The following is a 25,042-nucleotide window of genomic DNA, read 5'->3' on the forward strand; positions in this document are numbered from 1 at the left end:
GCGGCGCAGAACAACGACGTTACCGATTCAACCGCTATGTCCACCCTCCTGATCGAACTGCTGACCGAAGAACTGCCGCCCAAGGCGCTGGCCCGCCTGGGCGAGGCGTTTGCGCGAGGCCTGTTTGAAGGTCTGTCGTCGCAAGGCCTGCTTGAAGAGGGCGCCAGCGTGGAAGGCTTTGCCACGCCGCGCCGCCTGGCCGCGTCGATCACTGGCGTGCGGCGCGCAGCGCCCGACCGCGAACTGCGCGAGAAGGTGCTGCCCGTGAGCATCGCCTTCGATGCCGAGGGCAAGCCGGCCGCACCGCTGGTCAAGAAGCTGGCCGCACTGGCCAAGTCGGTGGGCGTGGAAGCCATTGCTCCCGAATCGCTCGAACGCGCGCCGGACGGCAAGGCCGAGTCGCTCTTCTACCGCTACACCGCACGCGGCGCCGTGCTGGCCGATGGCCTGCAGACAGCGCTCACGCAGACCGTCACCAACCTGCCGATCCCGAAGGTGATGACGTATCAGCGCCCGAACGGAGACAACGTTCAGTTCGTGCGCCCGGCACACAAGCTGACTGCGCTGTTCGGCAGCGAAATCATCCCCGTGAGCGTGCTGGGTCTGCAGTCGGGCAACGTCACGCTGGGCCACCGCTTCCTGTCGGCTGGCGAGATCGTCATCGCCGATGCCACCTCGTACGCGAGCACGCTGGAAGCGCAAGGCAAGGTCATCGCCAGCTATGACAAGCGCCGAGAAGCCATCCGCGCCGAGCTGCGCAAGACAGCTGGCGCCGATACCGTGGTCATGCCCGAAGCGCTGCTGGATGAAGTGAACGCGCTGGTCGAATGGCCCGTGATCTACCCCTGCCATTTCGAGGAAGCCTTCCTCGCCGTGCCGCAGGAGTGCCTGATCCTGACCATGCAGACCAACCAGAAGTACTTTGCGCTGACCGACGCGCAAGGCCATCTGCGCAACCGCTTCCTGATCGTCTCGAACATCGCCACCGGCACGCCCGAGGCCATCATCGAAGGCAACGAGCGCGTGGTGCGCCCGCGCCTGGCCGACGCGCGCTTCTTCTTCGAGCAGGACAAGAAGAAGCCGCTGGCCGACCGCGTACCGCTGCTTTCGCGCGTGGTCTATCACAACAAGATCGGCACGCAGCTTGAGCGTGTGTCGCGGCTGCAAGCCATCGCTGGCCAATTGGCCGAGAAGCTTGGCGCGGATGTGACGCACGCCTCGCGCGGCGCACTGCTGGCCAAGGCCGACCTGCTGACCGACATGGTGGGCGAGTTTCCCGAGTTGCAGGGCACGATGGGCACGTACTACGCTCGCCACGATGGCGAGCCCGACGACGTGGCACTGGCCTGCTCTGAACACTACCAGCCGCGCTTTGCCGGCGACGCACTGCCCAGCACCGCCACCGGCACCGTCGTGGCGCTGGCCGACAAGCTGGAAACGCTGGTCGGCATCTGGGGCATCGGCCTGCAACCCACGGGGGAGAAAGACCCATTCGCGCTGCGCCGCCACGCGCTGGGCATCCTGCGCATGCTGATTGAGAAACCGCTCGCGCTCACGATCGACGATGCACTGCAGATTGCCGCAGCCAGCTTCGATGGCATTGCCACCGTCAAACCGGACCTGGCCGCCATCACCGACTTCCTGTACGACCGCCTGCGCGGCTACCTGAAGGACAAGGGCTACAGCACCAACGAAGTGGAAGCCGTGGTCAGCCAACGCCCGCAGCGCCTGGACGACATCGTCGCGCGCCTCGAAGCCGTGCGCGCCTTCGCCGCCCTGCCGCAGGCCGAAGCGCTGGCCGCCGCCAACAAGCGCATCACCAACATCCTGAAGAAGACCGACGTCGCCATCGGCACGGTGCAGCCGCAACTGCTCAAGGAGGACGCCGAGCGCGCACTGCATCAGGCCGTTGCATCGTCGGAGCCGCACGTGCACGACGCCTTTGCGCGCGGCGATTTCACCACCGCGCTCAAGACGCTGGCCGGCCTGCGCGAAGCGGTCGACAGCTTCTTCGACGGCGTGATGGTGATGGCCGAAGACACCGCGCTGCGCGACAACCGCCTCGCGCTGCTGGGCGAGCTGCACGGCCTGATGAACCGCGTGGCGGACATCTCCAAGCTGGCCGCTTGATTGGCACCCTGAGCATCGTTCTTCGGAGCCTGACATGCCCCACGCCCCCAAGCTGGTGATCCTCGACCGCGATGGCGTCATCAACCTCGACAGCGACCAGTTCATCAAATCGCCCGACGAGTGGATCGCCATCGACGGCAGCCTGGAAGCGATTGCCGAGCTGAACCAGGCCGGCTTCCAGGTGGTGGTAGCCACCAACCAGTCGGGCATCGGGCGGGGGCTCTTCGAGGCTGCTGCGCTCAACGCAATGCACGAGAAGATGTACAAGGCGCTGGCGACCCACGGCGGCCGTGTGGATGCCATCTTCTTTTGCCCGCACACCGCCGCTGAAGCCTGCGAATGCCGCAAACCCCGCGCCGGCATGTTCAACGAGATCGCGCGCCGCTTCGATGTAGACCTGACCGGCGTGCCGGTGGTCGGCGATTCGCTGCGCGACCTTCAGGCCGGCGTGGAAGTGGGTGGCGTGCCGCACCTCGTGCTGACCGGCAAGGGTGTCAAGACGCGCGACGCCGGCAACCTGCCGCCCGGCACCCGGATCCACAAGGACCTGCGTGCCTTCGCGCGCGCGCTGCTGTCACCTGCGCCCCAGGGCACGCCATCGCGCGCCCCTTGAATCTGCACCATGACCTTTATCCGTTCACTGCTGTTCCTGGTTTTCTTGATTGTCTGGACACCGCTCTATGCGGTGGCTTGCTTCATCGTTTTTCCGTTCATGAACCCGCATCGTCGTTTCTGGATGGTGACGGGCTGGACCAAATCCGTCGTCTGGATGGCGCGTTGGCTGGTCGGCATCCGTTGGCAATACCAGGGCTGGGAGCACGTCCAAGAGGCAGTCGCCACCAACAAGCAGGTGGTCCTGCTCTCCAAGCATCAGTCGGCCTGGGAGACCATTGCCTTTGTCGCGACCATGCCGCGCCCCCTCTGCTATGTGTTCAAGCGCGAGCTGCTATACGTGCCGTTCTTTGGCTGGGCGCTCGGCATGCTCAAGATGGTGCACATCAACCGCAAGGACGGCGCCAATGCGTTCGCCTCGGTGGCGCGCCAGGGCAAGGAGCGCATGGCCGACGGCGCCTGGGTGATCATGTTCCCGGAGGGCACGCGCACACGCTCGGGCGACCCCAAGCCGCGCTACAAGAGCGGCGGCGCCCGCTTTGCTGTCGACACCGGTGCATGGGTCATTCCCATCGCACACAACTCGGGACGGTTGTGGCCGCGCAACTCCTTCGTCAAGCACGCGGGACTGATTACGCTGTCAATCGGGCCGGCCATTTCGAGTGCCGGCAAGACCAGCGATCAGCTCAACCGTGAAGTCGAAGCGTGGATCGAAGCAGAAATGCGTAGAATCGACGCCGATAGCTACCGCGAGCGTGCATGAAACTGCTGCGACCACCGACTTCGCCCACCACCGCCGACAGCGCACAGCTCGAACTGCCGTTGCTCGCGCCCGAAGCCGAACCGCAGCGGAACGCCGCACCGACCGACAGCGCCCTCCTCGCTCCGCCCGCACCGGGCCTCACAACCACACCGCTCGACCCCAACCAGCGTCGCCTGACGCTGGGGGAACGCGCACTGGTCTACAACCTCAAGCGCTCGTCGCGGCGCACCATCGGCTTTGTCATCGACGATCGCGGACTGTCCATCACGGCGCCGCGCTGGGTCACGCTCAGCGAGATCGAGCATGCCATCGCCGAGAAGCAGAAGTGGATCTTCGCCAAGCTGGCCGAATGGCGTACCAACGCCGCGCGCCGCGTGCTGCCGCCCATGCAGTGGCAGGATGGCGCAACGCTGCCCTTCCTTGGCAAACATGTCACGCTCAAGCTGGAATCGCCCATTGGTGCGCTGATGTTCGATGCCGATATGTGCAGGCTGCATCTAGGCCTGCCGCCCTCTGCCTCCGAGCAGCAGATCAAGGACCGCGTGCAAGGTTGGCTGCAGACGCAGGCACGCCGCCTGTTCGGCGAGCGGCTTGACGTGTATGCCGAGCGGCTGGGCGTCCGGCATAGCGCGTATGCACTGTCGTCAGCCGCCACGCGCTGGGGAAGCTGCACAGCCGACGGCAAGATCCGCTTGAACTGGCGCCTCGTGCATTTCCCGTTGAGCCTGATCGACTACGTGGTCGCGCACGAACTGGCGCATCTCAAGGAAATGAATCACAGCCCACGCTTCTGGGACACGGTGGAGTCGATCTTCCCCGAGTTCCGCGAAGCGCGCGAGCAACTGCGCTCGCATCCGCCGGAATATCTGCCTGCGTTCTGAGGGCGCAGGCCCTTTGCCTGCCCCGCGCACGGCTCACGCGTGCCGCGCCGCCATTCATGATCTTTGCTCCCACTCTCTCCCTGCTGGGTTTCCTGCTGCTTGTCAGACGGCCCTGGCGCCAGGTTCAAGCCAAGCCAGTGGCAGTTTCGCAGTTGCCAGGACGACGCTTCGATCTCCCGCCCATCGCACCACACTGAGGCGTCTGTTCGGCGCCCAACCGGATGGCCCATTCCACGGGGCACGGCTGTTGGTGGAGAATACGGCACCTGGCAACCCTATGAAGCCGGGATTCCAACACCAACCATGAAGAAGATCCTGCTCTTGAGTGTCAGTGCCGGCGCCGGCCACATGCGCGCCGCTGAAGCCATTCGCGCCTTCGCCGATACGCATCCCGCGGGCATCGATGCCACGCACCTTGATGTGATGGACTTTGTGTCGGCAGGCTTTCGCAAGCTCTATACCGACCTCTACATCAAGCTGGTCAGCAACCAGCCGGCGCTGTGGGGTTATCTGTACCAGAAGACCGATGAGGCGGCGCCCAGCGCTCTCTCCCAGAAGATCCGCCGCGCGATCGAGCGGCTGAACTGCCGCCCGCTGCTGGCCGAGATCAAGCGCCAGCGCCCGGACGCCATCATCTGCACGCACTTCCTGCCTGCGGAGCTGCTCTCCCGCGAGCTGGGCAAGGGGCGGGTGGATATACCGGTCTGGGTGCAAGTGACCGATTTCGATCTGCACAGCATGTGGATCGTGCCGAACATGCGCGGCTATTTCGCGGCCAATGAAGAGATCGCCTGGCGCATGCGCGAGCGCGGCCTGGCGGCGGAGGCCGTACATGTGAGCGGCATCCCCGTCATGCCGGCGTTCGGCGAGCCGCTCGACCGCGCTGCGTGTGCCGCAGAGTTCGGTATCGACCCACAGCGCAAGACATTCCTGATGATGTCGGGCGGCGCGGGCCTGGGCGGCCTTGATACGCTGGCCGAGCGGCTGCTGGCGATGGACGGCGACTTCCAGCTCATCGCATTGGCGGGCAAGAACCAAGCGATGCTGGAAGCCCTCCAGCGCGTCGCACAGCGCCATCCGGGCAGGCTCTTCCCGCAAGGTTTCACACAGCAGGTGGAGCGCCTGATGGCCTGCGCCGACTTGGTCATCACCAAGCCGGGCGGCCTGACTACCTCCGAGTGCCTGGCAATGCAGTTGCCGATGATCGTCAATTCACCGATTCCCGGCCAGGAAGAGCGCAATGCCGATTTCCTGCTGGAGCAGGGCGTCGCGCTCAAGGCCATCGACGATGCCGCGCTCGAATTCCGCATTCGGGCACTGCTGACGGAGCCGGACCGGCTGGCAACCATGCGGCGCAAGATCGCGCCGCTGGGCCGCCCGTACGCCGGACAGTTCGTGCTCGACCGCGTGCTGGATATCGGGGCGCAAGCCCGCGCCGCATGAACGCTGCCGCCTTCATTGCGCAGCGCCGGACGCTGGCGCTGGTGGCTTGGGTGCTGCTGCTCGGCTTCTTCTTCGCCAATGTCGAGATCCAGATCGAAGGCAGCGCCGGCTGGGCCGCCAACCTGCCCACATGGCGCATCGAAAAACACTGGCTGCTGAACCTGTTTTGGGGCGGTCGTCCGATGACCGGCTACCACGCGTGGGTATTCCCGTTCGTGGCGCTGTTCTTCCACCTGCCGGTGGTCTTCAACGGCCAATGGTCCTGGCGCATCGAGGCGCGCATCATCGCCTGCATCATGGTCTTTTGGCTGGCGGAGGACTTTCTCTGGTTCGTGCTGAACCCCGCTTACGGCCTCGCAAAGTTCACGCCGGCTTATGTGCCATGGCACATCCACTGGATCGCCTTTGCGCCGACCGACTACTGGACCATGAGCGCTGCCGCGTTCGTGCTGTTCTTCATCTCCCGCATGCGCCCCACCCAGCGCTGACCTGCCCACCACCGTGCGCATTCTCGCCCTTGCCACCGCCGCGCTCCTGCTGATCGGCCATCTCCAATCTGCCGGTGCGACCACACCTGAGCCCACCCAGTCTTCGGCTGACCGCCCGCTCCAATGGGCGCAGAACGTACCGGACACCGCCGTGAACAACCTGCACCGCATCACGCCGTCGCTCTACCGCAGTGCGCAGCTCTCGAAGGACGATGTGCCGCAGTTGCAGAAGCTCGGCATCAAGAAGGTCATCAGCTTCCGCGCCTTTCATTCGGACAGCGAGGTCCTGGCGGGCAGTGGGATCACCATGCAGCGCATTCCGATCAACACGTGGAACATCCGCGACGAAGATATGGTGAGCGCGCTCAAAGCCCTGCGCGAAATCGAGCACGACGGTCCGGTGCTGATCCATTGCCAGCATGGGGCGGACCGCACAGGGTTGGTGTCGGCGCTGTATCGCGTGGTGTACCAGGGCTGGAGCAAGGAGCAGGCGCTGGATGAGCTGCAGCACGGCGGGTACGGCTTCCACGCTATCTGGCAGAACATCTCGCGCTATATGCAACGCGTGGATATCGAGCGGCTGCGGCGGCAGGTCAAGGACCAGGGCTGACGCTTTCGCCTTATCAAGCCGCGCTGGCCTCGCGCGTAGCAGCCGCCAGCTCACCGATGTACTGTGCCAGCGTGCGCGGCGGCCGCCCGAGAATGGCACGCAGCGTCAGGCTGTTGCCGCGCAGCCCATGCTGTGCATAGTGCTTCTGGATGTTGCCGAGCATTGCAAGCTGACGCGCATCGAGCGTCTGCGCCGCGCGCGCGGACCACTGCCCGAAGGGCATCTCCGATGCCTCGATCTCGCGCCCCAGCGCATAGCTGATGAGTTGGGCAATCTCCTCGCGCGTGGGCGCCTCATCGCCGCATAGCTCGAATGTTCCGTACGCCAGGCAATCCGATGTGAGCGCAATGGCGGCCACCTCAGCCACATCGCGATAGTCAACGCGCGCCACGCGCGTGGTCACTGGATACGGCTCGGCAAAGCGCCCTTGGGCAATGATGCCGTCCCAGCCGCGCTCCAGGTTCTGGAAGAAGTTGGCCGGATGCAGGATCGTGTAGGCCATGCCAGACGCGTACAGTGCGCTCTCCACCGGCACCTTGACGACGTGGTTCTCGAGCGACGTGTCGGTCGGCTGGATCACCGACGAGAAGACGAAGCGCCGGACGCCCGCACGGCGCGCCGCGTCGACCATGTTCAGACCCATCTGCGTCTCGTCTGGTGCAAAAGCCGGACCGATGTGGAACACACCGTCGACACCCGCCACCGCGCGCTCCAGCGAGCCCAGATCACGCAAGTCACCGATGGCGACCTCACCGGCGCCACGCTGAGTTGCGCGCGCCGCGTCGCGCTCGCTGCGTACGAGGCCGCGTACGCGCACTCCGCGTGCCACCAGTTCCGGCACCACCAGACCGGCAAATTTCCCAGCCGCCCCCACCACCAACACCGTCTGTATCGACTTCGACATCGCACGCTCCTTACCTTGCAAGAGAGATGCGTGCATCGTAAATTGCACCCGCCACCGAGAGAATATGGCTTCTTATGCATACACTCTCTCGATAATCAGGAGAATTCTATGGACCGAGCCGACGACATTGCTGTCTTCATCGCCGTGGTGGAGGCCGGCAGCTTGACCGCAGCCGCGCGCCAGCTCGGGCGCTCGCTGCAGGCTGTCAGCCGTGCGCTGGCATTGCTGGAGCAGAGCATCGGCATCGCACTGATCCGGCGCACCACACGCCGCTGCAGCCCGACCGAGGCCGGTGCAGCGTTCTACCGGCGGGTGAAGCCCGCGTTTGCCGAAATCCACGACGCCTGGGCCGAAGCGGCTGAGTTGCGCGACGCCCCCTCCGGCGTGCTGCGCATCAGCGCGCCGGTGCTGTTCGCGCCGGCCTACTTGGTGCCGGCTGCGGCGAAGTTCATGGCGCGCCATCCGCGTGTGGAGGTCGACCTCACGCTCGCGGACGCCTTTGCCGACCTGATCGGCCAGGATCTGGATCTGGCCGTACGCATCGGCGATTTGCCCGACTCCGACCTGAAAGCGCGGCGTTTGGGCGTACTTCGACGTGTGGTGTTCGGCACGCCGGACTACTTTGCTCGGCACGGCTACCCGCAGCATCCGTCGGACCTTGCACAGCACGAATGTGTGGTACGGCCGGTACCGGGTCGGGACAGCACGTGGCCGTTCCACATCAACGGCAGACTGCGACGCGTAAAGGTCAGCGGACGCTTCCGCGCAGACGCCAGCGCCACGGCCATTGAAGGCGTGGCGCAGGGGCTGGGGCTCGGCTTCGGGCCGCTGTGGCAGGTGCGCCATCTGCTCGATTCGGGCCGGATCGAGATCGTGCTGGTGCCGTTCGAACCGCCACCAACGCCTGTCCAGCTCGTCTGGCACCCGACACGCACACCACTGGCACGCACGCGGCTGTTTGCCGACTTTCTCGTCGACGAACTGAAAGGCGTGCGCGACTTGGCGATCTGAAACGTCATCAATGCAGGCCTTCCGGGCGCCAGCGAAATTGCGCGAGGCGCCCTAAAATAGCGCCTCTTTGCAGTCCCTCATGGAGGAACCCCATGCGAATGCTCCACACCATGCTGCGCGTCGGCGACATGCAGCGCTCGATCGATTTCTACACCAAGGTGCTCGGCATGCAGTTGCTGCGCACCAGCGACAATCCCGAATACAAGTATTCGCTGGCCTTCGTCGGCTACGGCCCGGAGAGCGGCAATACCGTCATCGAACTGACCTACAACTACGGCGTTAGCGAGTACGAACTCGGCACCGCGTTTGGCCACCTCGCCATCGAGGTCGACAACGCCGCACAGGCCTGCGAACAGATTCGCGCTGCCGGCGGCAAGGTCACGCGCGAGGCCGGCCCGGTCAAGGGCGGCAGCACCGTCATCGCTTTCGTGGAAGATCCGGACGGCTACAAGATCGAACTGATCCAGGCACGCTCGATGCCCGATGGCAACCGTCACTGACGCGGTCCGCCGGCCGCTGGACGGCACCGCCATCGGCCTGATGGTGGTGCTGTGCATGTGCTGGGGCTTCCAGCAGGTGGCCATCAAGGTCGCAGCGCACGACGTCGGGCCGGTGATGCAGGCCGGCGTGCGCTCGTCGATCGCGGCAGTGCTGGTGCTGGCGTTTGCGCTGTGGCGCGGGACGTGCCTCTCGGTGCGCGACGGCACGCTGCCCGGCGGGCTGATGGCGGGCATCCTGTTTGGCGTCGAGTTCCTGTGCATCTTCATCGGCCTGGGCTACACCACGGCCTCGCGCATGGCGGTGTTCCTCTACACCGCGCCGATCTTCACTGCACTCGGCCTGCAATTCTTCGTGCCGGGGGAGCATTTGCGACCGCGCCAATGGATCGGCATCGGCATTGCGTTTGCGGGGATCTTGTTGGCATTTGCCGACGGCATCCTGCACCCGGCAGCCGGCCCTTCGACGTCGTTGGGTGATGCGCTGGGCGTGGTGGCGGGTGCGCTATGGGGTGCGACAACCATCGTCGTGCGTGCGAGCAAGCTGTCGAACGCGCCGGCAGCGAAGACGCTGCTGTACCAGTTGGCCGTCTCGGCCGTGCTGCTGATGGTGATGGCAGCCGGCACCGGCCAGGCCTTCACGGCCAACCTGACGCCGACCGCACTGGCCAGCCTCGCCTACCAATCCGTGCTGATTGCCTTTGCGAGCTACCTGACGTGGTTCTGGCTGCTACGCCGCTACCTGGCGTCGCGGTTGTCGGTGTTCTCGTTCCTGACACCGCTGTTTGGCGTGGCCTTCGGCGTGCTGCTGTTGCACGAGCCGGTCGGCTTGCGATTTGTGCTGGCAGCCGCGCTGGTGCTCTCCGGCATCCTGCTGGTCAATCTTCGGTGAGGTCAGACACGCTGCCGGCGATCAGGTGCGCCGGCAGCGCGTTCGCCACCGCTACGAAATCCTCCACCGGCACCTCTTCCGCACGGCGGCCCAGATCGAAGCCGAGCGCTTCGAAATCGATCGCATCGCGCAGCGACCCCAGCGTGTTGCGCAGCACCTTGCGCCGCTGCGAGAACGCCATCGTCACCACCATGCCCAGCGCGCGCATGTCCACAGGGGCATACGGCGATTTGTCCGCCGGCCAAGGAATCATCCGCACCACTGCCGAATCCACCTTGGGCGGTGGGTTGAATGAACCCGGCGGCACGTCCAGTACCTGCTCCATGTAGTACCGCACCTGCAGCATGACCGACAGCCGGCTGAACGCCTTGCTGCCCGGCGCGGCCACCATACGATCGACCACTTCCTTCTGCAGCATGAAGTGCTGGTCGCGCACACGGTCGGCAAATGCCGCCAGGTGAAACAGCAGCGGGCTGGAGATGTTGTACGGCAGGTTGCCGACGATGCGCAGCGGTCGACCGGGCACATGCAGCGCGCCAAAATCGAACGTCAGCGCATCGCCTGCATGGACGATCAGCCGATCACCGAAACGCCGCTGCAGGCGTGCGACCAGATCGCGGTCCAGTTCGACCACTTGCAGCGTACGCACGCGCTCCATCAACGGCACAGTGAGCGCACCCAGGCCGGGGCCGATCTCGACCAGCACGTCGTCCGGCTGCGGATCGATGGCCGAAACGATGGCGTGGATCACGCCGTCATCGACCAGGAAGTTCTGGCCGAAGCGCTTGCGGGCCTGGTGCCCCTGGTGAACGCCGGTCGTGGATCGTGCCATCGTGCAACTCGAAATCAAAAAGGTGAAAGCGGGAATCAGGATCGCGTTGTATGCCGAGCCATGGCAATCGCGGTATCGATCGCCTCGAGCATGCTGCCGAATTCTGCGCGACCAGTGCCGGCCAGATCCAGTGCGGTGCCGTGATCGACCGACGTGCGCACGAACGGCAAACCCAGCGTGATGTTCACGCCATGACCGAAGGTGCCGTACTTGAGCGGCGCCAAACCTTGGTCGTGGTACATCGCAAGCACGCAATCGGCACCGGCCAAAAGGCGCGGCTGGAACAGCGTGTCGGCCGGATACGGGCCGCGCGCATCGATGCCGCGCGCGCGCGCGCGGGCGATGGCTGGTTCGATCACCTCGATCTCCTCCCGGCCGAGGTGGCCGGACTCCCCGGCATGTGGGTTCAGCCCGGTCACGAGGATGCGCGGCGCGGCCAGCCCGAAACGGGTGCGCAGGTCACGTTGCACGATATCGAGGGTTTCGTCGAGCACCAAGGGCGTGATGGCATCCGGCACGTCGCGCAGCGGCAAGTGCGTAGTCGCTAGCGCCACACGCAGCATGGCGTTGTCGTGCGCAGGCTGTGGGCCGGCCAGCATCATCACCACGCGCGGCGTGCGACTGCGCTCGGCGAGATATTCGGTGTGGCCCCTGAAGGGCACGCCGGCATCGTTGATGGTGCTCTTCTGCACCGGCGCCGTCACCATCGCGTCATAGCGCCCGCCATCTGCCGTACCCAGCAGGCAACCATCGATGGCCGCGTCGAGCAGGTCGAGCACATAGCGCCCGTTGGCGGCGTCGAGCACGCCTGCCCGCACCTGCGCACCGAGCGGCCGCGCCACGATGGTCAGCGCTGTGGACGCCACGCGCCAGAAATCGCCCTGGCCAATGGCATCGGCACGCGCCTGCAACAGCGCTGCATCGCCGATCACGTGCCATTGCACGTCGGCATAGCGCGACGACGCCTGCCGCGCCAGGTGCAGCAGGGCTGCCACGGTAATGTCGGGACCGATGCCGGCAGGCTCGCCGGTGGTAATCGCAATGTTCAGCATGAAGCGCTTGTCGGAAGCGATCTAGTAGTCAATCCAAAAACGCCACGGCCGCCCGCAGGCGGCCGTGTGCGATGCGGATACCCGTAAGCTTACTGCTGACGGTTCACGCGGTATTCCACGTGCGCCGTGTCGCGCAGTTCACGCAACCAGTCTTCGTACGCTGCCTGGACCTTCTGCTCGCGGATCACCGAGCGCGCATAGTCGCGCTGGCGGTCCACCGGCACATCGGCCTCGCGGCGGCCTTCCACCTGGATCAGGTGCACGCCGAACTGGCTCTGCACCGGCTGCGAAACTTCGCCCGGCTTGAGCTGATTCATCGCCTGCTCAAATTCCGGCACAAGCTGACCCGGCGACACCCAGCCCAGCTCGCCACCCGCGCTGGCCGAGCCATCCTGCGAGAAACGGCGCGCCGCATCGGCAAAATCGTAGCCGTGGACGATACGGTCACGCAGGCCAGCCAGTTGGCGACGTGCGTCGTCGGCCGACATGGTCGGACCGGTCTTGATCAGGATGTGGCGCGCCTGCGTCTGCTGCACCTTGGTAGCGATGGCCGTGCCCGGCGCGCGCTTCTCAAGCAGCTTGAGCACGTGGTAGCCCGCAGGGCTCTCGATGACTTGGCCCGCCACCTGGCCGGGCTTCATGTCGATCACCGCGTTGGCGAACACGGCCGGCAGGCGGCCGATCGGGCGCAGGCCCAACTCGCCGCCCTGCGCAGCATCCGGCCCGCCGGAGTTCTCGCGCGCCAGCTTGGCGAAGTCCGCGCTGCCCTGGGCTTGCTTGAGCAGGCTTTCAGCCTTGCTGCGTGCAGCCGCCTTCTGGTCAGCCGTGGCGTCCTCCGCTACCGGCACGAGGATCTGCGCAACGTTGTATTCCTGCTCACCGGCCGCAGCAGCACCGCCACCCTGCTGCACAAGGAAGTTATCGATTTCGCCGTCGTAGACCTGCACCTTGGAATCGACCTCGCGCTCGCGCAGACGGGCCAGCAGGATCTCCTGGCGCAGATCTGCGCGGTATTTGTCGTAGGTCAGGCCCGACTGCGACAGCTTGCTCTTGAGCTGTGCTACCGACAGGTTATTGCGCTGGGCCACGCTTTCCACCGCACGGTCCACATCGGCATCGGACACGCGGATCCCGCTTTCCTTGGCGGTCTGCGCCTGCACGCGCTCCAGAATCAGTTGCTCGAGCACTTCGCCCAGCAAAGCGGCGCGCTGAGGCAGCGGGCGATTCTGCGCCTGGAAGGTGCGCTCGACCAGATCGGCGCGGTTGAGCAGTTCGCGGCGGGTGATGACATCGGTGTTGACCACGGCCACCACCTCGTCGACGAGCTGGCCGCGCTGCGTGCCGGCGGCGGCCGGGCCGGGCAGCGTCCCCTGCAGCAGCGGCTGGCTGGGCGATGCATCCGGAGAGGAGAAGACGCCGCGCAGCGGCGCGCCCTTCTTCTGCTGCGGCTGTTGTGCATGGGCCGCAGGCGCTAGTGCGACACCGACGGCCAGTGCGACCAGTGCACCGGTCATGGCGCCCAGGCGGCGGGTGTGCGCCACGCGTGTGGCAATACGGTCAGCGGTCGATTTGAATGCCATCATGTCGTTATTCATATTGATCCAGCACGGACGGCGTAATCGGCTGCGCGGTCACCGGCTGATAGCCAGGCACGTTCAGACGGATCACGTCAATCGGATTGTTCCCCACCTTCGACAGGCCCTTGAACTCGATCTGGGCAAAGATGTGCGTCGTGTAGCCCGAAACCGCGTTGCTATAGCGCTGCACCGCCAGGCGGCCGACCCAGCAGTCAGCCACATACTCCAAGCCGACCAGCATGTCCGACGGCTTGTGCGCATTCATGTCGTAGCCGATGCGTCCCAGGCCGTACAGGCGCCGCGTGATCGGCCACTGTGCCGAGATGTCGGTCTGCTCCAGCGGCAACTGACCGGTGTTGGCATCGGCGCGGTAGTAGCGGTAGCCGAGGTTGATCACCTTGTTGGCTTCCGGCTTCCAGCTGAACGCCACGGTCGAGCGCATGATGCGGTCGATGTCCTGATTGTACTGAAGGTTGGTGTCGAAAAAGATGCCGCGGAACATCTGGATCGTGGTCGCGCCCAGAAGGTCCGAATAGCGGCGCACCGAGGTGGGCGCGGCACCCGCCAGCGTCACACGCTGGCCTTCGAAATCGATGCGCTGCGCGATCGTGGCGCGCAGGCGTTCGATGCCCGACTCCGCCTCGACAAAGCGTGTGGTCACGCCAGCCGTCAGCTTGTTGTTGTCGGCGATGCGGTCGTAACCGGTGTAGGCGTTCTCGGTGAAGATCTGGCCGAGGTTGTAATCCGACTGGCCAGTGTCGAACAGTGGAATTTGCGACTGGTCGCGGTACGGCGTGTAGACATAGAACAGACGCGGCTCCAGCGTCTGGATGTAGCTGACGCCGAACAGCTTGGAGACCAACGGCGCGTCGCGCTCGAAGGTCAGACCGGAGTCGAGCGAGAAGGTCGGCAGCGTGCGGTTGATCTGCGTATCCTGGGTGTCGCCCGCAGGCCGGTCCAGCCGGTACGACGTGGCGTTCAGGATGAATTTGGGCGTAACGTACCAGCCCGGACGGACGATCGGATAGCTGATCGTCGGCTGCATGAACAGGCGCTCGCCCTGCACGGTATCGGGCGTCGGGATCGAGAACCGCGTGTAGTTGGTCAAGAAGTTGATGTCGAACCCGCCGAAATCGTACCGGTTGTATGCCAGGCTCAACTCAGGCAAACGCTCGTACGGCGGCGACAACGGCGTGGTGGCCGTCGACAGGGTCTGGAACTTCTGCACCCGGGCCGTGGCCAGCCAGTCGCCGATCGCATACGTGACGCCGCCTTCCTGCGCGTACTGGCGCTGCGTCGCCGTGACGATGCTGCGGCCCAGGTCGTCCGGATAGGTGTTGTCGGAGACCTTGTTGTAGTTCACATAGGCGGATAGGCCAGGCGCCAGGCGCTGCGTGTGATTCACCGAAACCGACCAGCGGTTGCGGCCGGCCTCGCGATCATCGGGTAAGAACTCGCCGCGCAGGACGCCGCCGTACGACGAATCCAAATAGCGGTATTCGGCGCCCAACTGCAGTCCGCGCGTAGTCAGCAAGCGCGGATACAGCGTCAGGTCGCGGTTGGGCGCGATGTTGAAGTAGTACGGCAGCGTGACGTCGGCCCCGCTGCGGCTGTTGTAGCCGAACACCGGCGCCAGGAAACCGCTGCGCCGGTCGTCGTTGAGCGGGAAATCCATCATCGGTGCCGCAAACACCGGCACGCCGAAGAAATGCAGCACGCCATTGCGGCCGGTACCCACTTGGCGATCGCTGTCGAGGTCGATGCGGCTGGCGCTGAAGTACCAGTCGACGTTATCCGGCGAACACGTGGTGTAGGTGCCGCGCGTGATACGGCTGTTGTCCTTGTCGATGAAGTCGATGCGGTCTGCGGTGCCGTGGCCGCCGGTCGAGTGGAACTCGTACGCCGGTGTGCTCATGGTGCCTTCATTGGCAGTCACCTTGAGCTTGGCATCCGGACCGGTGACCAGCGTACCGCCGCGGAATACCCGAACGTTACCGGTGGCAGTGGCCACGTCGGTGTCCTGGTTGTAATCGAGCGTATCGCCCTTGAGCACCGCACCGTTACGGCGCAACTCGCCGTGGCCGCGCAGGTGAATGTCCTCATTGGTGCGGCCGTCCATCGTGTCAGCCGCGGTGAAGGTGGGAGCGGTGTTGTCCGGGCGCTGGATGGGCTCGGCCATCTTCGGCACCAGCGGGCTGCCGCCCGGCGTGGTCGGGCCGGAGGTGGCCAGCGCCGTCACGGACGCAGCCGCCGACTGCGTGGCGTCCGCGCTCTGCGCCGCAGACGTCGCCGTCCAGACACCGGCCACCGCAAACACCAGCGGGCGCAATGCCAGCGCGCCACGCCGGTTGGCGCCGCGCTCATCGGACTTGGCAACAGCGGTACGCTGCCGGGGTTTCCTGGCTCGGTTCGGTTCGGTCATGCAGATCGGGAACTGGGCCGCGCGTGCACAAGGCACACACGAACGCTTAATCGGTCAAACTCGCGGTCAGTACTGCGCGGTATCCCGCTATCGGGCGCGGCCCGGACAGGGCCTGCGCTCGCTCGCGGCGAAACTCGGTCGGGTATTATACGGGGCTTCCTTCCTGCCTCATTCCAGCACTCCCTCAGCATGGCTTCGACCCCTGGCGCCACCACAGGCGCAACCGACGCGCGCCTCAATCAACTGCGCCACTGGCTGGGCACGTTGCCCGCCGCTCACAGCCTGCGCATCGACACGCTGCGCCCCGCCTCGGCCGACGCGAGCTTCCGCCGCTATTTCCGCCTGGACGGTGCAATGGGTGATCAACCAGCCACGTTGATCGCCATGGACGCTCCGCCGCCGCAGGAAGACTGCCGGCCGTTCGTGCACGTGGCCGGCCTGCTGAATGGCGCCGGCGTACACGCGCCGCAGGTGCTGGAGCAGGATCTCGCGCAAGGCTTCCTGCTGCTGACCGACCTCGGCCCGCAAACCTACCTGCAATCGCTGCGCGAGCGCGATTTCGACCTCGCCTACGCCGATACGCTGTTCCGCCCGGCCATCAACACGCTGGTGCGCTGGCAACTGGCCTCGCGCGAGGGCAAGTTGCCGCCATACGACGAAGCCCTGCTGCGCCGCGAGCTGTCGCTGTTCCCCGATTGGTATGTCGACCGCCATCTGCAACGCCCGCTCGACGCCGCGCAGCGCGAGTCGCTCGACAAGGTGTTCAAGCTGCTGGTCGACAGCGCCCTGGCCCAGCCGCGCGTGTATGTGCATCGCGATTACATGCCGCGCAACCTGATGATCAACGCGGCCGATCCGTCGCAGCCGGGCGTGCTGGATTTTCAGGACGCCGTCTACGGCCCGATCACGTATGACGCCGCCTCGCTGCTGCGCGATGCCTTCCTGTCGTGGGAAGAAGAGCAGGAGCTGGACTGGGCCGTGCGCTACTGGGAAGCCGCCCGCCACGCCAAGTTGCCAGTGGACGAAGACTTCGGCGAGTTCTACCGCGCGCTCGAATGGATGGGCGCGCAGCGTCACCTCAAGGTGGCCGGTATCTTCGCGCGTCTGCGCTATCGCGACGGCAAGATCGGCTACGTGGAAGACACCCCGCGCTTCATCGCCTACCTGCGCCGCGTATGCGGCCGCTACAACGCATTGGCGCCGCTCGCCCGTCTGCTCGACCAGCTCGAAGACCGCGCCGCCCAGGTGGGCTACACCTTCTGATTCCGATGGCCTCTCCGCGTGCTGCCGAATTCCGTGCTGGCGTCCTGGCGCTTGCGCCCATGCTGCTGGGCGTGGTGCCGTTCGGCCTCATCTATGGCGTGCTGGCAACCTCCGCCGGCATGCCGGCATGGCTGGCGGTGGCGATGAGCGCCATCGTCTTCGGCGGTGCATCGCAGATGATCCTGGTGCAGTTATGGGCGGGAGGCGCGCCCGCGCTGGTGATTGCCGCGACGGTTTCGATGGTCAACCTGCGGCACGCGCTGTATTCGGCCAGCATTGCCCCGGCGCTGGCGCACCTGCCGCGCCGCTGGAAATGGCTGATCGCCTATCTGCTGACCGATGAGGCCTTCGCAGCAATGAACCGGCGCGTGGTCAATGCACGTTCCAACACCAACTCCAGCGCGGAAGAGACAACCTACCGCCACTGGTACTTCCTCGGTGCCGGCGTGGCGCTGTGGACGAGCTGGCAGACGTCGACCATCGTCGGCGTGGTGCTGGGTGCGCAGGTGCCGACCACCTGGCCGCTCGATTTCTTCCTGCCGCTCACATTTATCGCCATCGTCGTGCCGGCGCTGCGCACGCGCGCGCAACTGGCGGCTGCGCTCACCGGCGCCGTGCTGGCGGTCGCATGGACGGGCTGGCCGCACAAGCTGGGGCTGATGAGCGCGGCATGTGTCGGTATCGCCATTGGTGCGATCGTCGAGCGGCTGCTGGCCAAACCTGCCGATAAAGGGGCCACGGCATGAAGGCGCTCATCCTCTTCGGCGTGCTGCTGATCTCCGGCGCCGCGACTTACCTGATCCGCCTGTCGTTCATCGCGCTCGAAGGGCGCATGAACCTGCCGCTGTGGTTCCGCAGCGCCCTGCCCTATGTGCCGGCCGCCATGCTGACGGCGCTGATCGCCCCCGACCTGTTGATGCGCGAAGGCACGCTGGCGCTGTCGATCGACAACCCGCGCCTCATAGCTGGCCTCGTCGCCATCGTCATCGCGCGCGTCACCAAGAGCGCGATGTGGACCATCGTCGGCGGCATGGCTATCCTGCTTGTCCTGATGAAGGTGATGGCTTAATGAGTACGATGCGAGCCATGATTTTTGCTGCCGGCCGCGGCGACCGCATGCGGCCGCTGACCGACCACACGCCCAAGCCCCTGCTAAACGTAGGCGGCAAGCCATTGATCGTCTGGCAGATCGAGCGCCTGGCCGCAGCTGGCGTGCGCGACATCGTCATCAACCATGCGTGGCTGGGCGCGCAGATCGAAGCCGCACTCGGCGACGGCAACGCCTGGGGCGTGCACATCGCCTATTCGCCCGAAGGCGAAGCGCTGGAAACGGCGGGCGGCATCGCCCAGGCCATGCCGCTGCTGCGCACGGGCGAAGATCACAGCGTCTTCCTGGCGGTTGCGGGCGACGTGTTCTGCGACATGGATTACGCCCCGCTGCTGCGCCGTGCGCCGATGCTGGCCGCGCAAGCGGCGCCTGGCATGCACCTGGTGATGGTGCCGAACCCGCCCTATCACTCGCGCGGCGACTTTGTCCTGGCGGATGACGGCATCCTCCGCGCCGATGGTCCCCAGCGCCTCACGTTCGGTAGCATCGGCTTGTACGATACCCGCCTGTTCGCCGGCATCACAGCCGGCACGAGATTGGCGATGACGCCGCTGTACCACCAGGCCATCGCCGAAGGCCGTGCCAGCGGCGAGCGCTTCGACGGCCGCTGGGAGAATGTCGGCACGCCCGCTCAACTGGCGGCGCTGGACGCCGAATTGGGTACCCAGTCGGCTTGAGCGCACACAAGGCGGCCGGGAAGCACAGCGGTACAATCGTTGCGTCCCTGTGCTTCGAGCCAACACTGCCATGTCCGCTACTGAACTCGCCTTCCTCCAGACCTATCGCCAGCGCCGCGAGCGTGTCGTGCAGTGGCTGCGCGCGGCGGGCGGCGGTGTGGCCATCGTGCCGACCGCGCCGGAAGCCATGCGCAACCGCGACAGTGACTACCCCTACCGGCACGACAGCTATTTCTATTACCTGACCGGCTTCACCGAGCCAGAAGCGGTGCTCGCAATCGTCGTGCCCTCAGGCAGCAGCCCCGCGCATAGCGTGCTGTTCTGCCGCCCCAAGCATGAAGAACGCGAAATCTGGGACGGTTTCCGCTTCGGCCCAGAGGCTGCCAAAGAAGCCTTCGGCCTGGATGAAGCCCATTCAGTCGAAGAGATCGACGCGACGCTGCCAGGCCTGCTCGCCAACGCGGCGGCAGTGGCCTATCCGCTGGCCGAGAGTGGCACATTCGACCGCCACATGCGCCGCTGGCTCGACGCCGTGCGCATGCAAAGCCGCGCGGGCGTATCGTCACCGCACCAGGCGCTGGACGTGCGTGCCATCCTCGACGAGATGCGCCTGTTCAAGGATCCGGGCGAGCTCGACATCATGCGCCGCGCTGGGCGTATCTCCGCAGGTGCTCACGTGCGCGCCATGCAGGCCTCGCGCGCCGGGCTGCGTGAATACCATCTCGAAGCGGAACTCCTGTACGAATTCCGCCGCCACGGCGCGCAAAGCGTCGCCTACAACTCCATCGTCGCCACCGGCCCGAACGCGTGCGTGCTGCACTACCGCGCCGGCAACGCCGAACTGCGCGACGGCGAGCTCTGCCTGATCGACGCTGGTTGCGAGTTGGACGGCTACGCATCGGACATTACGCGCACCTTCCCCGTCAATGGCCGCTTCACGGGCCCGCAGCGCGAGCTGTATGAGCTGGTGGTAGCCGCGCAGGAGGCTGCCATCGCCGAAACCCGCCCCAGCGTGCCTTACAACGTGCCGCACGACGCCGCCACGCGCGTGCTGGCGCAGGGCATGCTCGACACCGGCCTGCTCGACGCCAACAAAGTCGGCACACTCGACGACGTGATCGCCGGCGGCCAGTACCGGCAGTTCTATATGCACCGCACTGGCCACTGGCTCGGCATGGACGTGCACGATGTGGGCGAGTACCGCACACCGGGCGCAGCGGCACCCGCACAAGGTGAACGCCCCTGGCGCCCGCTTGAAGCCGGCATGGTGCTCACCGTCGAGCCCGGCATCTACGTGCGCCCCGCACCGGACGTGCCCGAGCAGTACTGGCACATCGGCATCCGCATCGAGGACGATGCCATCGTGACACCCGACGGCTGCGAATTGATCACGCGTGACGTGCCTGTGACCGTGGACGAAATCGAAGCGGTGATGCGGGGCCAGTGATGACGGACACGAATGCCGCAGGTGCCGCAGCAGCACCGGACTTCGACGTGGCCATCGTTGGCGCCGGGCCGGTGGGGCTGGCGCTGGCCAACTGGCTGCTGCGCGATACCGACTGGCGCGTCGCCCTGTTCGACGCGCGCGATGCAGAGGCCGCCTCCCGCGATCCGCGCGCGCTGGCGCTGTCGCATGGCTCGCGCGTGCTGCTGCAGGAAATTGGCGGCTGGCCCGCGCGCGCCACGCCCATCACGCATATCCATGTGTCGCAGCGCGGCCACTTCGGCCAGGCGCACATCCGTCGCGAAGATTACGACATCCCCGCGCTCGGTCACGTCGTCCAGTACGGCGACCTGAGCGCGGCGCTCAATGCCGCACTGGCGGCGCAAATGCAGCGCTACCCGAACCGCCTCACGCGCCACGACCACACGCCGGTCGAACGCGTCGAGCAACTGCCGCGCGCCGACGGCACCGTGGCGCCGGCGCGCGTCCGAGCGCTGCGCGAGGGGCGGCATCCGCTCGCCGTCGAAGCCGAAATCATCATCCAAGCCGAAGGCGGCTTGTTCGACGATGCGCGCAGGCAGGCCGGTGGCCTCTCGCATGCGCGCCGCCGCGACTACGGCCAAACGGCGATCGTCGCGCACGTGCGCTGCGCCGCGCCGCTGGAAGGTTGGGCTTGGGAACGCTTCACACCCGAGGGCCCGCTCGCGCTGCTCCCGCAGGACGACTCACAAGGGCCAGGCTACGCGCTGGTGTGGTGCTGCTCGCCCGACGAGGCTCGCCGCCGCGCCGGGCTGCCCGACGATACCTTCCTCGCCGAACTGGGTGCGGCTTTCGGCGACCGGATGGGCCGCTTCACGCAAGTCGGCCCGCGCCATACCTTCGCCCTCGGCCTGCATGCACAGCGCATCCCCGTCGATCGCCGTGTCGCCGCCATCGGCAACGCGGCGCAAACCATCCACCCGGTTGCCGGCCAGGGCTTCAACCTGGGCCTGCGCGATGCCTTCGAAATGGCGCGCACGCTGCGGGATGCCGCAACCCCGGCGGCGCTGGCGCGCTTTGCCCGCGAACGCGCGTTTGACCGCGCCGTCACCATCGGCCTGACCGACCTGCTGCCGCGGGCTTTTGCCGTGCCGGGCCGGCCATTCGGCCATCTGCGTGGCGCCGCGCTGACGCTGCTGGAATGCCTGCCACCGCTCAAGCACGGGCTGGCGCGGCAGATGATGTTCGGGCAGCGGGGCTGACCACTGCCCCACCAACGACCGCATTGCCGCATAGTTTGTGCACAACATTTAGGCAATCCGGCCGTTTGGCGGTAAAATCCCGTCCTCGCATTTTTTACTCCCGTCGCTCCGCCCGATGCATCAACCGATCCTGGGCGGAAGGGGTGTTTTTTCGTTTCTTCCACGCCGTTTCTCCCACGCTCAGCCTTGCAGATCGGACCGCACACCCTCCGCAACAACCTGTTCGTCGCCCCCATGGCGGGCGTGACGGACCGCCCGTTCCGCCAGCTGTGCAAGCGGCTGGGCGCGGGCTATGCGGTGTCCGAGATGGTCGCGTCCAACGCGCAGCTGTGGAAAAGCGAGAAGACGATGCGGCGCGCCAACCACACCGGTGAAGTCGAGCCGATCGCCGTGCAGATCGCCGGCGCCGAGCCGATGATGATGGCCGAGGCTGCGCGCTACAACGTCGACCGTGGCGCGCAGATCATCGACATCAACATGGGCTGCCCGGCCAAGAAGGTGTGCAACGTGGCGGCCGGTTCCGCCCTGCTGCAGAACGAACCGCTGGTCACGCGCATCGTCGAGGCGGTGGTGGGCGCCGTGGGCGACCGCGTGCCGGTTACGCTCAAGATCCGCACTGGCTGGGACCGCGAGCATCGCAACGCGCTCACCGTAGCGCGCATCGCGCAGGACGCCGGCATCAGCATGCTGACCGTGCATGGCCGCACGCGTGCGGACCTGTATCACGGTGAGGCGGAATACGACACCATTGCCGCGGTCAAGGCGTCGGTACGCATTCCGGTGGTGGCCAATGGCGACATCACCACGCCAGCCAAGGCCCGCCACGTGCTGGCCGTGACCGGGGCAGACGCCATCATGATCGGCCGCGCGGCGCAGGGGCGCCCGTGGCTGTTCCGCGAGATTGAGCACTTCCTGCAAACCGGCACGCTGCTGCCGGCGCCGGAGGTGGAAGAGATTCGCGGCATCATGAACACGCATCTGGAAGAGCACTACGCGTTCTACGGCGAATACACGGGCGTGCGCACCGCACGCAAGCACATCGCCTGGTACACGCGCGGGTTGGCGGGGGCCAACCTGTTCCGTCACCGCATGAACACGATCGAGGACACCACGGCGCAACTGGCCGCCGTCAACGCGTTCTTCGACGAACAGCGCGCACTGTCCGATCGCCTGGTCTATGAGGATCAGACGGCAGCCGACGGCGAGCACCCCACGACGGGCAACAACAACGACAACAAGGAACTGCTTGCCGCATGAGCCGCAACCCGATCGAACGCTGCATCCGGGACAGCCTGGATGCGTACTACCGCGACCTGGATGGCGAAAACCCGTCCAACGTCTACGACATGGTGCTGCAGGCCATCGAGCGGCCGCTGTTGGAAACCGTGATGAAATGGGCTTCCAACAACCAGTCGCAGGCGGCGGATTACCTCGGCATCAACCGCAACACGCTGCGCAAGAAGTTGCAGCAGCACGGCCTGCTCTGAGGTTGCGGGCCGGCCTTCCTACCGATTTCCCTTTCTGACGGCGCCGCAAGGTGCCACACCCGCCCACCGGCGTTTCCATCATGATCCAGCAAGCCCTGCTTTCCGTTTCCGACAAGACCGGCATCGTCGACTTTGCCCGTGCCCTGCACGAGCGCGGCGTCAAGCTTCTTTCAACCGGCGGCACCGCCAAGCTGCTTGCCGAGTCCGGCCTGCCCGTGACGGAAGTGGCGGACTACACGGGCTTCCCGGAAATGCTCGACGGTCGCGTCAAGACGCTGCACCCGAAAGTGCACGGCGGCATCCTGGCCCGCCGCGACCTGCCCGAACACATGGCCGCGCTGGCCCAGCACGGCATCCTGACCATCGACCTGCTGGTGGTGAACCTGTACCCGTTCCAGCAGACTGTTGCCAAGGATGAATGCACGCTGGCCGACGCCATCGAGAACATCGACATCGGCGGCCCGACGATGCTGCGCTCGGCGGCCAAGAACCACCGTGATGTGACGGTCATCGTCGACCCGGCCGACTACGCCACCGTGCTGGCCGAGATGCAGGCCAACAACAACACCGTCGGTTACGAAACCAACTTCATGCTTGCCAAGAAGGTATTCGCGCACACCGCGCAGTACGACGGCGCCATCACCAACTACCTGACGAGCCTCGGCGCCGACAAGTCGCACAGCACGCGCAGCGCCTACCCGCAGACGCTGAACCTGGCCTTCGACAAGGTGCAGGAGATGCGCTATGGCGAGAACCCGCACCAGTCCGCCGCCTTCTACCGTGACCTGAAGGTCGTGGACGGCGCGCTCGCCAACTACAAGCAACTGCAGGGCAAGGAGCTGTCGTACAACAACATCGCCGACGCCGATGCCGCGTGGGAATGCGTGAAGTCGTTCGACCCGGCCAACGGCGCGGCGTGCGTCATCATCAAGCACGCCAACCCGTGCGGCGTGGCCATCGGCAGCACCGCGCAGCAAGCGTACGAGAAGGCCTTCAAGACCGATTCGACCTCGGCCTTCGGCGGCATCATCGCCTTCAACGTGCCGCTGGATGAAGCCGCCGCGCAGGAAGTCGTCAAGCAGTTTGTGGAAGTGCTGATTGCGCCGGCATTCTCGGAAGCTGCACGCGCCGTGTTTGCCGCCCGACAAAACGTGCGCCTGCTGGAGATTCCGCTCGGCAAGGGGCTCAACCCCTACGACTTCAAGCGCGTCGGCGGCGGCCTGCTGGTGCAGAGTCCGGACGCCAAGAACGTGCAGGCCAGCGAGTTGCGCGTGGTCACCAAGCGCCACCCGACCCCGAAGGAAATGGACGACCTGCTGTTCGCTTGGCGCGTCGCCAAGTTCGTCAAGTCCAACGCCATCGTGTTCTGCGCCGGTGGCATGACGCTAGGTGTGGGCGCCGGCCAGATGAGCCGTGTCGATTCCGCCCGCATCGCCAGCATCAAGGCGCAGAACGCGGGCCTCACGCTGGCCGGTTCGGCGGTGGCGTCGGATGCGTTCTTCCCGTTCCGCGACGGGCTGGACGTGGTGGTCGATGCCGGCGCCTCGTGCGTGATCCAGCCGGGCGGCTCGGTGCGCGACGATGAAGTGATCGCCGCCGCCGACGAGCGCAACGTGGCCATGATCTTCACGGGCACGCGTCACTTCCGTCACTAAGCGATACCGTCCGCGCGACGGCTGAACGGGGCAAGGCGTAGACTGTCGCCTGC

General features: G+C 65.9%; 24 protein-coding genes. 19 read left to right on the forward strand and 5 right to left on the reverse strand.

All coding sequences use genetic code 11. From position 1 onward, the window contains the following. The first annotated feature begins 36 nt into the window (after nt 1-36). The 7 genes from glyS (at nt 37) to B4F51_RS04540 (ending at nt 6,927) form a co-directional block, all read left to right on the forward strand. Complete coding sequence (glyS, locus tag B4F51_RS04510) at nt 37-2,130, forward strand: glycine--tRNA ligase subunit beta (protein WP_296223894.1); 2,094 nt, start codon at nt 37-39, stop codon at nt 2,128-2,130. 34 nt (nt 2,131-2,164) lie between these two features. Further along, entirely contained in the window at nt 2,165-2,743 is a 579-nt protein-coding gene (gmhB, locus tag B4F51_RS04515) for a D-glycero-beta-D-manno-heptose 1,7-bisphosphate 7-phosphatase (protein WP_296223895.1), read from the forward strand. Between the two features lie 9 nt (nt 2,744-2,752). Further along, nucleotides 2,753-3,505, forward strand: a complete 753-nt coding sequence (locus tag B4F51_RS04520; protein ID WP_296223896.1) for a lysophospholipid acyltransferase family protein — start codon at nt 2,753-2,755, stop codon at nt 3,503-3,505. Next, nucleotides 3,502-4,386: a M48 family metallopeptidase gene (locus B4F51_RS04525; RefSeq protein WP_296223897.1), complete on the forward strand. Its 885-nt coding sequence runs from the start codon at nt 3,502-3,504 to the stop codon at nt 4,384-4,386. The genes B4F51_RS04520 and B4F51_RS04525 overlap by 4 nt, the downstream gene beginning before the upstream one ends. 303 nt (nt 4,387-4,689) lie before the next feature. Next, nucleotides 4,690-5,829 (forward strand): MGDG synthase family glycosyltransferase, encoded by a 1,140-nt coding sequence (locus tag B4F51_RS04530; RefSeq protein ID WP_296223898.1) that lies wholly within the window; start codon nt 4,690-4,692, stop codon nt 5,827-5,829. Further along, a complete protein-coding gene (locus tag B4F51_RS04535; protein WP_296223899.1) occupies nt 5,826-6,317 on the forward strand; it encodes a hypothetical protein in 492 nt (163 codons plus the stop codon). Before B4F51_RS04530 ends, B4F51_RS04535 begins: the two co-directional genes overlap by 4 nt. Nucleotides 6,318-6,330: 13 nt before the next feature. Continuing rightward, a complete protein-coding gene (locus B4F51_RS04540) occupies nt 6,331-6,927 on the forward strand; it encodes a dual specificity protein phosphatase family protein (RefSeq protein WP_296223900.1) in 597 nt (198 codons plus the stop codon). A gap of 13 nt (nt 6,928-6,940) precedes the next feature. Here the strand turns inward: B4F51_RS04540 and B4F51_RS04545 are convergent, their stop codons facing one another. Further along, nucleotides 6,941-7,831, reverse strand: a complete 891-nt coding sequence (locus B4F51_RS04545; protein WP_296223901.1) for an NmrA/HSCARG family protein — start codon at nt 7,829-7,831, stop codon at nt 6,941-6,943. Between the two features lie 108 nt (nt 7,832-7,939). On the opposite strand from B4F51_RS04545, the gene B4F51_RS04550 reads away from it, so the two are divergent. The 3 genes from B4F51_RS04550 (at nt 7,940) to B4F51_RS04560 (ending at nt 10,231) form a co-directional block, all read left to right on the forward strand. Next, nucleotides 7,940-8,842 (forward strand): LysR family transcriptional regulator, encoded by a 903-nt coding sequence (locus B4F51_RS04550; RefSeq protein WP_296223902.1) that lies wholly within the window; start codon nt 7,940-7,942, stop codon nt 8,840-8,842. A gap of 92 nt (nt 8,843-8,934) precedes the next feature. After that, the gene (gene gloA / locus B4F51_RS04555; RefSeq protein ID WP_296223903.1) at nt 8,935-9,342 is read left to right on the forward strand and encodes a lactoylglutathione lyase; all 408 of its coding nucleotides are present in this window, start codon (nt 8,935-8,937) and stop codon (nt 9,340-9,342) included. Next, entirely contained in the window at nt 9,326-10,231 is a 906-nt protein-coding gene (locus B4F51_RS04560; RefSeq protein WP_296223904.1) for a DMT family transporter, read from the forward strand. The genes gloA and B4F51_RS04560 overlap by 17 nt, the downstream gene beginning before the upstream one ends. Here B4F51_RS04560 and rsmA read toward each other — a convergent pair. From rsmA to B4F51_RS04580, 4 genes are all read right to left on the reverse strand, one after another. After that, entirely contained in the window at nt 10,218-11,063 is an 846-nt protein-coding gene (gene rsmA / locus B4F51_RS04565) for a 16S rRNA (adenine(1518)-N(6)/adenine(1519)-N(6))-dimethyltransferase RsmA (protein WP_296223905.1), read from the reverse strand. The two genes, B4F51_RS04560 and rsmA, sit on opposite strands and share 14 nt — an antisense overlap. A 35-nt stretch (nt 11,064-11,098) precedes the next feature. Continuing rightward, the gene (gene pdxA / locus B4F51_RS04570; RefSeq protein WP_296223906.1) at nt 11,099-12,115 is read right to left on the reverse strand and encodes a 4-hydroxythreonine-4-phosphate dehydrogenase PdxA; all 1,017 of its coding nucleotides are present in this window, start codon (nt 12,113-12,115) and stop codon (nt 11,099-11,101) included. 89 nt (nt 12,116-12,204) lie between these two features. Then, nucleotides 12,205-13,695 carry a peptidylprolyl isomerase gene (locus B4F51_RS04575; protein WP_296223932.1) on the reverse strand — a complete coding sequence of 497 codons (1,491 nt, stop codon included), beginning with the start codon at nt 13,693-13,695 and terminating at the stop codon, nt 12,205-12,207. Between the two features lie 7 nt (nt 13,696-13,702). Next, nucleotides 13,703-16,114, reverse strand: a complete 2,412-nt coding sequence (locus B4F51_RS04580; RefSeq protein ID WP_296223907.1) for an LPS-assembly protein LptD — start codon at nt 16,112-16,114, stop codon at nt 13,703-13,705. A 189-nt stretch (nt 16,115-16,303) separates the two neighbouring features. Between B4F51_RS04580 and B4F51_RS04585 the strand changes: the two genes are divergently transcribed. From B4F51_RS04585 to purH, 9 genes are all read left to right on the forward strand, one after another. After that, the gene (locus tag B4F51_RS04585) at nt 16,304-17,377 is read left to right on the forward strand and encodes an aminoglycoside phosphotransferase family protein (RefSeq protein ID WP_296223908.1); all 1,074 of its coding nucleotides are present in this window, start codon (nt 16,304-16,306) and stop codon (nt 17,375-17,377) included. A gap of 5 nt (nt 17,378-17,382) precedes the next feature. Beyond that, complete coding sequence (locus B4F51_RS04590; RefSeq protein WP_296223909.1) at nt 17,383-18,123, forward strand: AzlC family ABC transporter permease; 741 nt, start codon at nt 17,383-17,385, stop codon at nt 18,121-18,123. Next, nucleotides 18,120-18,446: an AzlD domain-containing protein gene (locus B4F51_RS04595; RefSeq protein ID WP_296223910.1), complete on the forward strand. Its 327-nt coding sequence runs from the start codon at nt 18,120-18,122 to the stop codon at nt 18,444-18,446. Before B4F51_RS04590 ends, B4F51_RS04595 begins: the two co-directional genes overlap by 4 nt. An 8-nt stretch (nt 18,447-18,454) precedes the next feature. Next, nucleotides 18,455-19,162, forward strand: coding sequence for an N-acetylmuramate alpha-1-phosphate uridylyltransferase MurU (murU, locus tag B4F51_RS04600; RefSeq protein WP_296223911.1), 708 nt, complete (start codon nt 18,455-18,457; stop codon nt 19,160-19,162). Between the two features lie 70 nt (nt 19,163-19,232). After that, nucleotides 19,233-20,609 carry an aminopeptidase P N-terminal domain-containing protein gene (locus tag B4F51_RS04605; protein ID WP_296223912.1) on the forward strand — a complete coding sequence of 459 codons (1,377 nt, stop codon included), beginning with the start codon at nt 19,233-19,235 and terminating at the stop codon, nt 20,607-20,609. Continuing rightward, on the forward strand, nt 20,609-21,847 hold the full coding sequence (locus B4F51_RS04610) for a UbiH/UbiF/VisC/COQ6 family ubiquinone biosynthesis hydroxylase (RefSeq protein WP_296223913.1): 1,239 nt from the start codon (nt 20,609-20,611) through the stop codon (nt 21,845-21,847). The genes B4F51_RS04605 and B4F51_RS04610 overlap by 1 nt, the downstream gene beginning before the upstream one ends. A 186-nt stretch (nt 21,848-22,033) precedes the next feature. Continuing rightward, nucleotides 22,034-23,104 (forward strand): tRNA dihydrouridine synthase DusB, encoded by a 1,071-nt coding sequence (gene dusB, locus B4F51_RS04615; protein ID WP_296223914.1) that lies wholly within the window; start codon nt 22,034-22,036, stop codon nt 23,102-23,104. Continuing rightward, on the forward strand, nt 23,101-23,334 hold the full coding sequence (locus B4F51_RS04620) for a Fis family transcriptional regulator (protein WP_296223915.1): 234 nt from the start codon (nt 23,101-23,103) through the stop codon (nt 23,332-23,334). Before dusB ends, B4F51_RS04620 begins: the two co-directional genes overlap by 4 nt. 80 nt (nt 23,335-23,414) lie before the next feature. Continuing rightward, nucleotides 23,415-24,989 carry a bifunctional phosphoribosylaminoimidazolecarboxamide formyltransferase/IMP cyclohydrolase gene (gene purH, locus B4F51_RS04625; protein ID WP_296223916.1) on the forward strand — a complete coding sequence of 525 codons (1,575 nt, stop codon included), beginning with the start codon at nt 23,415-23,417 and terminating at the stop codon, nt 24,987-24,989. Nucleotides 24,990-25,042 lie beyond the last annotated feature (53 nt).

Source organism: Ralstonia sp. UBA689, assembly GCF_002298975.1.
Taxonomy (GTDB): domain Bacteria; phylum Pseudomonadota; class Gammaproteobacteria; order Burkholderiales; family Burkholderiaceae; genus Ralstonia.